The following is a 6,837-nucleotide window of genomic DNA, read 5'->3' on the forward strand; positions in this document are numbered from 1 at the left end:
AGCCGGCCTTGGCGAGCTTCTTCATCATCTTCGGCCGGGTGAAGGCCTCGGCCAGGAAGATCACGTCGGGATAGCGCGCGTTCACCTCCGCGATCATCCACTCCCAGAACGGAATGGGCTTGGTATGGGGGTTGTCGACCCGGAAGATGCGGGCGCCGAGTGCGGCCCAGCCCATGACGATGTCGCGCAGCTCGATCCAGAGCGAGGGCAACGCACCGCCGTAGAAATGGACGTTCGAGATGTCCTCGTATTTCTTCGGGGGATTCTCGGCGAACTTCAGGGTGCCGTCGGGGCGCCACTCGAACCATTCCGGATGGTTCTTGATCCAGGGATGGTCCGGTGAGCACTGGATCGCGAAGTCGAGCGCGACCTCCATGCCGTAGGCGTGGCTTGCCGCCACGAGACGACGGAAATCATCGAGGGTGCCGAGGTCGGGATGCACGGCCTCGTGTCCGCCGTCTTCCGAGCCCACCGCGTAGACCGAGCCGACATCGCCCGGCAGCGCCTTGAGCGTGTTGTTCTTGCCCTTGCGGTTGGTCTTCCCGATCGGATGGATCGGGGTGAAGTAGAGCACGTCGAAGCCGAGTTCGCGGATCTCGGGCAGGCGCCGGATGACGTCGTCGAAGGTGCCGTGCCGGTTGACGTCCATCGACTGGGAACGCGGAAAGATCTCGTACCAGGCCGAGAACCGGGCCGCGAGGCGATCGGCGATCACCGGCACGTTCACCGGATAGCGCGAGAGATCGTTGCGGGGCGCATGGCGCCGGATCAGGCTGGCATTGGCGGGCGCCAGCATCAAGTCGAGCTGCGCGCCCGAGCCGGATTCCTGCGCCTCAAGCTCGGAGACCAGGGCCTTGAGCCGGTCGCGGTCCGGTCCGCCCGCATTCTGCGCGGCGCTCAGCGCGAACGCGACGCCCTCGATGGTCTCCAGCCGGACATCGACGCCGGCTTGGCGCTTCTTCAGGGTATCGCGCACCCAGGACGAGTAGCCGTCGCGCCAGGCCTGGATCGTGAATTCGTAGCGGGCGTTGCGCAGGAGTGGGAAGTGGCCGCCCCAGCGATCGTTGTCCACGAACACCATGCGGTCCGCGCGCCACTCCGTCTCACCGACCACACGCGACAGGATCTCGGCGTCGATGATCTCATGGCCGTCGCTGAAGATGTCGGCGGTCACGTGCACGCTCTCGCCGACGACGCGCTTGACCGGGGAACGCCCGCCGTCGAGCTCGGGCATCACCGCCTCGATGACGACGCGGCCCTCGCCGGTCGGGGTGCTCGGCTCTGGCGTCGCCTTCGCGGTGGCGCGCTCGGCGGCCAGGATCCGAACCTCGCCGGGCTGCAGGGCCAGCGCGATGCCGGGCCGGAACTCGATCGGCTCCGCCTCCGGCGTGCGGTCGATGAAATCGCCGAGCATGCCGCCGGTGCGCGCCAGCAGGGCGCCGGGCTCCACCGGCACGGACGCGTCGGTGGGATTGTAGAGCACGAGCGTCGCGCTGCGGGCCGACGCGCCGTGGCCGGTGTCGAAGCGCAGGAGCGCGGCATAGGCCGCGTCCGGCGACGAGATGCGGGCCTGGGCCCCTTCCACGTTCGCCGCCGAGAGCTCGGCGCGCAGGGCGTTGATCGCCGTCACGTAGGACGAGATATCGATGCCGGTCCCTGATTCGCGGGTCTCGGGCGTCGTTTCGACCACATGGAGCGCGGTGCGGTAGCCCCACTCGTAGCCGATCGGCATCAGCACACCGGCCGAGTAGAAGGCCGCCAGGGCATAGCGCGCCTTCAAGTGCCGGGCGATGGCTTCGGCATCGCCGTCGCGGTCCGCCGCGAGGCGGGCCATGTCGTGGTTCTCGGGGAAGGCGATCGAGGGCGCGATCACGCGCAGCCGCTCGTACTGCTCCAGCGCCCAGGACGCCTTGAGGTCCCACCATGCGAAGCTGTTGAAGAGGTAGTCAAAGCCGGCGCCGGCGGTCGATTGCGCTTCCTCGAAAGTGCAGCCGAGGGTCTCGGCCGCGAACAGGCAATCCGGCTCCAGGGCCTTGGCTGACCCGATCAGGTCACGCCAGACGTCCGCCGGCACCTTGTAGGCGGCGTCACAGCGGAAACCGCCGACGCCGAGATCCTGAAGGCGGTTGATGTAGCCGGACCAGAGGGCGGTCAGCTCCTTCCGAGACGTTTCGGAATGGTAGTCGAGTTCGGCGAGATCGCCCCAGACGGTACGGATCGACGGATCATCCGGGTCGACGGCGTAAGGGCTCTCGATCCGGCCCTCCGCGTCCCGCAGGAACAAGTCCGGGCGCTGGGACGCCAGGGGGCCGTCCATCGCCGTGTGATTGATGACGAGATCCGTCATCACGCCGAGACCGAGCGCGGAGGCCGCGGCGCAGAAGCGGCGAATCTGCTCGTCGTCGGACGTGCCGTCCCGGTCGCGGAAGCGCTCGTCGAGACGGTCGGGATCGGCCACCGCGTAGAGGCTGCGCGATCCACCGGTCTGATGGAACGGGTTGAGATAGACCCAATCGAAGCCGAGTTCCGCGATACGGGGCAATTCGGCTGTCCAGGCCGAGACCCGACCGACCAGGAGCGGAAACAGATTGTAGATGCGCGGCCCCTCGGCACGGGGCGCGAGGGCGGCGGGAAGCGGCACCTGACCGGCGGCGGTCCGCTGGGCGGCGGTCGTTGCGGGGCTCGGTGCGTTCATGCGTTCTCCATTCGTGTGTTCGTGCGCGCCGCCGTGCCCAACCGGACTGGCGGCAATCCGCGTCGGGCGGGGCGCACGGAGTGAGACGTCGAGGGGACGGTCGATCCCGTTCCCGCGTCTCGTCTATGGTTTCGCCCCCGGACGCGGAGGCGAGGATGTCCGCGTCCTCAGCGAACCCGCTTCAGGACCGCGTAGGGCAGACGCGCGAACGCTGTCCCGAGTTCGATCCGGCCGTCATCGGAGACGAGCTCGTCCCCCGTGACGAGGTCGGACCAGACCGTTCCCGGCGTCACCACGAGGCTGGTGCCCGCATACGCCGACCCGGACCAGACCGCGTCCCCGACGAGGCCGGAGACGAGGCGCGGCACGGCCACGACCAAGTCGCCCTCCCCCGTCGTCGCATCGGAACGTGTGAATGCGATGACATGGCCGGCCTTCGGCCCCGTCGCCGGCAGGGCTTGGTAATCGGCATCGGCGTAGAAGCTCGGGCGCTCGGCCCGATCGGCGAGGAGCCGGGCGAGGGTCGTCTGCTTGACGCGTCCGTCGGTCCAGTGCGCCAGGAGATCGGCGGCGGGTGCTCCCTCTTCCAGGGCGCGGGTCAGGGCCGGATAATCCACCGGACGACGATTATCAGGGTCGACGAAGGAGAAGTCCCAGAACTCGGTGCCCTGGTAGGTGTCGGGCAGGCCCGGCAGCGTCACCTTCAGGACGGTGCGACCGAGCCCCGCGATCATGCCGAGATGCGCCAGCCGCTTCGCGAACGGCCGCAGGCGCGCCAGGAACTCGGAGCCCGGCGCGATGAGCTTGGCGAAAAGCGCGTGCACGGCGCCCTCGTAGGCCTCGTCGACATTGACCCAGCTCGAACGGCGCTTCGATTCCCGCAACGCTTTTTCCGCGTAGGCATCGAGCCGCTGGCGGAAATCCTCGATCGCGACGGACTCGTCACGGTCCAGCAATTCCAGCGGCCAAGCCCCGAGGATGGCCTGAAAGAACATCCACTGGTCGTTGGCATCGGGAGCCGGCGCCTTGTCGATGGTGCCGAGATGGGGCTTTGCCAGGGCGGTCCAGACTCCCCAGGCCTCGCCCCAGGCGTCGGGCATTTCGGACAGCGCCAGCAGGCGCGAACGGGCATCCTCGCCGCGCTTGGTGTCATGGGTCGCGGTGGCGATCATGGCGTTGGGCCAGTCGCGGGCGCGGGCCGCCTGGAGGGCGTGGAAATGCGCCGCGTCGATGCCGTACTCGCCGGGATCGCCGCCGACTTCGTTGAGGGCGAGCAACTCGGCGAAGCGGTAGAACAGCGTGTCCTCGAGGCTTTTCGCCATGACGGGACCGGTGAGCTGCTGAAAGCGACGGCGGAAGCGCAGGATCACCTCGGGGTCGGGTCGCCCGGGACCGGTCACGTCGATGCGACCGAGCATGGCGTCGGCGGCAAAGTCGTGCACCGAGCGGTCCGGCAGGACGCTCCAGCGCTTGGCCTTCTTCACCGCCGTCTCGATCAAGCGGATGTCCTCGTCCTCGACGTCGCTCTCGTCGAGATCGCCCGGCAGGTAGCTGCGATAGGTCGGGAAGCGCGCGATGATCTCGATCAGCGCTCGACGGATGGCGTTGACCGAGAAGTCGCGGGTGCGCCGGTCCGCATCCGCCACCGCCTTGAGGTCGGAGGTCATCACCTCCAGTTCCGAAGCGAAGCTGATCTCCAGGATCTCGGCTTTGGCCGCCCGCAGCATGAACTTGTAGGGCTCGTCGAACTGCGTCCGGTCCTTGTAGAGCGCGGCGATCTCGGTCCGCTTGCCCTGATCGACGAGGATGCCGTCGAGCTGGTTGAGCACGTCGTAGCCGGTGGTGCCGGCGACCGGCCAGGGACGCAGGCGCTCGCCGGGCTCGAGGATCTTCTCGACCACCACGTAGAAGCCGGGTCCGATCGCGGCCTGAAGCGCGCGGGCATAGCCGAGCGGGTCGGCCAGACCGTCGATGTGATCGATGCGCAGACCGTCGATCCGGCCCGCCTCGATGTGGCGGAAGATCGTCTCGTGCGAGCGCTGGAACACGTCCGACTTCTCGATGCGCAAGCCGGCCAGGCCGTTCACGTCGAAGAAGCGGCGGTAATTGATGTCGCTGGCGGCGATCCGCCAATGGGCGAGGCGGTAGGATTGCTGCTCCAGGAGGCGGTGCAGCGGGCCGAAGCTGTCGGGGTGCCCCTTGGCGCCGTTCAGGAGCTTCAGGGTGCGTTCGATCGCCGCCGCGATGGCCGGCGACGCATGGACGGCTTCGACCAGGCGCTCCTTCAATTCCTCGGCCTCAGCCGGGAATGCGCGTCGGCGCTCGTCGCTCGTCTCCTCGCCCATGAGGCGCAGGCGCTCGGAGATGCCCAGCACTTCGAGGGCCGCGGCGTCCTCGATGTCGCCGAGGGCCGCGAGGGAGCGGTTGAGGATGGTGGGATATTGCTGCGGGCAGATCGGGAATTCGTGCTCGTAGTGCCAGACGCTGAACGCGCCTTTCGCCGGATCGAACTTCAGCGCGAGGGTGCCCTTTTCGAGGGCCTCACCGTAGCGCTCGCCGAGGAAGGGCACCACGAGCTTGTTGTTGGCACCGAGCCGCGACCAGTCGATGTCGAAGGCGTTGGCCGAGGGCGAGAGGCCACCCCATTCCAGCACGGAGAGCCACCACGGATTGTCGGCGCCGCCGACGCCCATGTGGTTGGGCACGATGTCGAGCAGAAGCTTCAGGCCGGCGCCGTGCAGCGCCTCCGAGAAGCGAACGAAACCCTCCTCGCCGCCGAGCTCAGGGTTGATGGTCGAGTGGTCGACGATGTCGTAGCCGTGAGTCGAGCCAGGCCGCGCCTTCTGAATGGGTGAGGCGTAGACATGGCTGATGCCGAGCTTGGCCAGATACGGAACGATCTTTTCCGCGTCCGAGAAGGTGAAATCCTTGTGGAACTGCAGGCGGTAGGTCGCGCGCGGCGGCGCGGAGGCGAGGCGCGCGGCGCCGGAGCGCGGACCACGATCCTCCGCCGAGAGCGAGGCGGCGAGCTTGGCCAGCGGTCCCCCGGGTGCGGCGATGCTCTCCAGGGTGCGGTCGAGCTTGCGCCGCCAGTTCGGGTAGCCCTCCGTCGAGCCCGGCACGTTGGCCTGGGATAATTCGGAGACGACGTCCTCGTACTGCACGGCCGTCAGCATGGAGGGGGCACGGCCGAGGTAGCGCGCGGCCGCCTCGAAGGGCACGACCTCCGGGACGTCGTAGCTCGGAAGCAATTGCTCGCTGGCCAGGGCTTCGGTGAGGCGTAGGCGCTCGTCGACGCGCTCGCGCCGCTCGGACTCGGCCCGCTCGGAATCGTAGAGGCCGAGCGCCTGGCGCGTGTCGGTGTCGACCCCGCGCCACCAGCCGACGAAGGTCGGCAGGTCGTGGGTGGTGATGGCGGTGAGCGCGTCGCGCGGATAGGCAGCCGGCGGCTTGAAGCGGGCGCCCTGCTCGCGCTCGAAGGCGAGGATACGGTAGCTCAGGATGCCGGCCTGCATCAGCGCGTCGGAGAATCCCTCCGGCGCGGTGCCGAGGTCTTCGGCGATGACGAGGCACTTGGCGCGGTGGCTCTCCAGGCGCAGGACGGCCAGCATCGGCTCGAAGGGCATCGCCACGTAGGCGCCCTCCTTGGCCGAACGCCCGACCGGGATCAGGAAGAGGCGCGCCAACTGAAAGGCATGGTCGATGCGGATCGCTCCGGCGTGGCGCATGTTCGCGACGACGAGCGCCCGGAAGGCCGCGAGGCCATCCCGCTCCATCTCCAGGGGATGGAAGGCCGGAAGCCCCCAATCCTGGCCCTTGGGCGCCAGCAGATCCGGCGGCGCGCCGATGGAGACGCCGTTGGCGAAGCGCTCGGGATGCGACCAGATCTCGGAGCCGCCTCGATCGGCGCCTACTGCGAGGTCGCGGTAGAGGCCGAGGCGCATGCCGGTGTCGAGCGCCGTCGTCGACGCCTCTTCCAGCTGCCGGTCGGCCAGATATTGCAGCCAGATGTGGTAGGTCACGGCCTCGGCGTGCTCGCGCGCGAAGGCGTGTACCGCCTCGGTGCCGTTGCGGCGCATCTCCTCGGGCCAGTCGCCGAGCCACTGCGCGCCCTGCGCCTGGAAATGTTCGGCCAGGGCCTC

Annotated in this window: 2 protein-coding genes; both read right to left on the reverse strand. The window is 68.5% G+C overall.

The features are described 5' to 3' along the window. On the reverse strand, positions 1 to 2,695 hold a 2,695-nt coding region (locus JWQ05_RS10725), incomplete at its 3' end, for a maltotransferase domain-containing protein (RefSeq protein ID WP_299658434.1). A gap of 167 nt (positions 2,696 to 2,862) precedes the next feature. After that, positions 2,863 to 6,837, reverse strand: a 3,975-nt coding sequence (gene treY, locus JWQ05_RS10730; RefSeq protein WP_299658435.1) for a malto-oligosyltrehalose synthase, incomplete at its 5' end; no start/stop codon positions are given.

The organism is Methylobacterium sp., from assembly GCF_028290105.1.
In the GTDB taxonomy this organism is placed as follows: domain Bacteria; phylum Pseudomonadota; class Alphaproteobacteria; order Rhizobiales; family Beijerinckiaceae; genus Methylobacterium.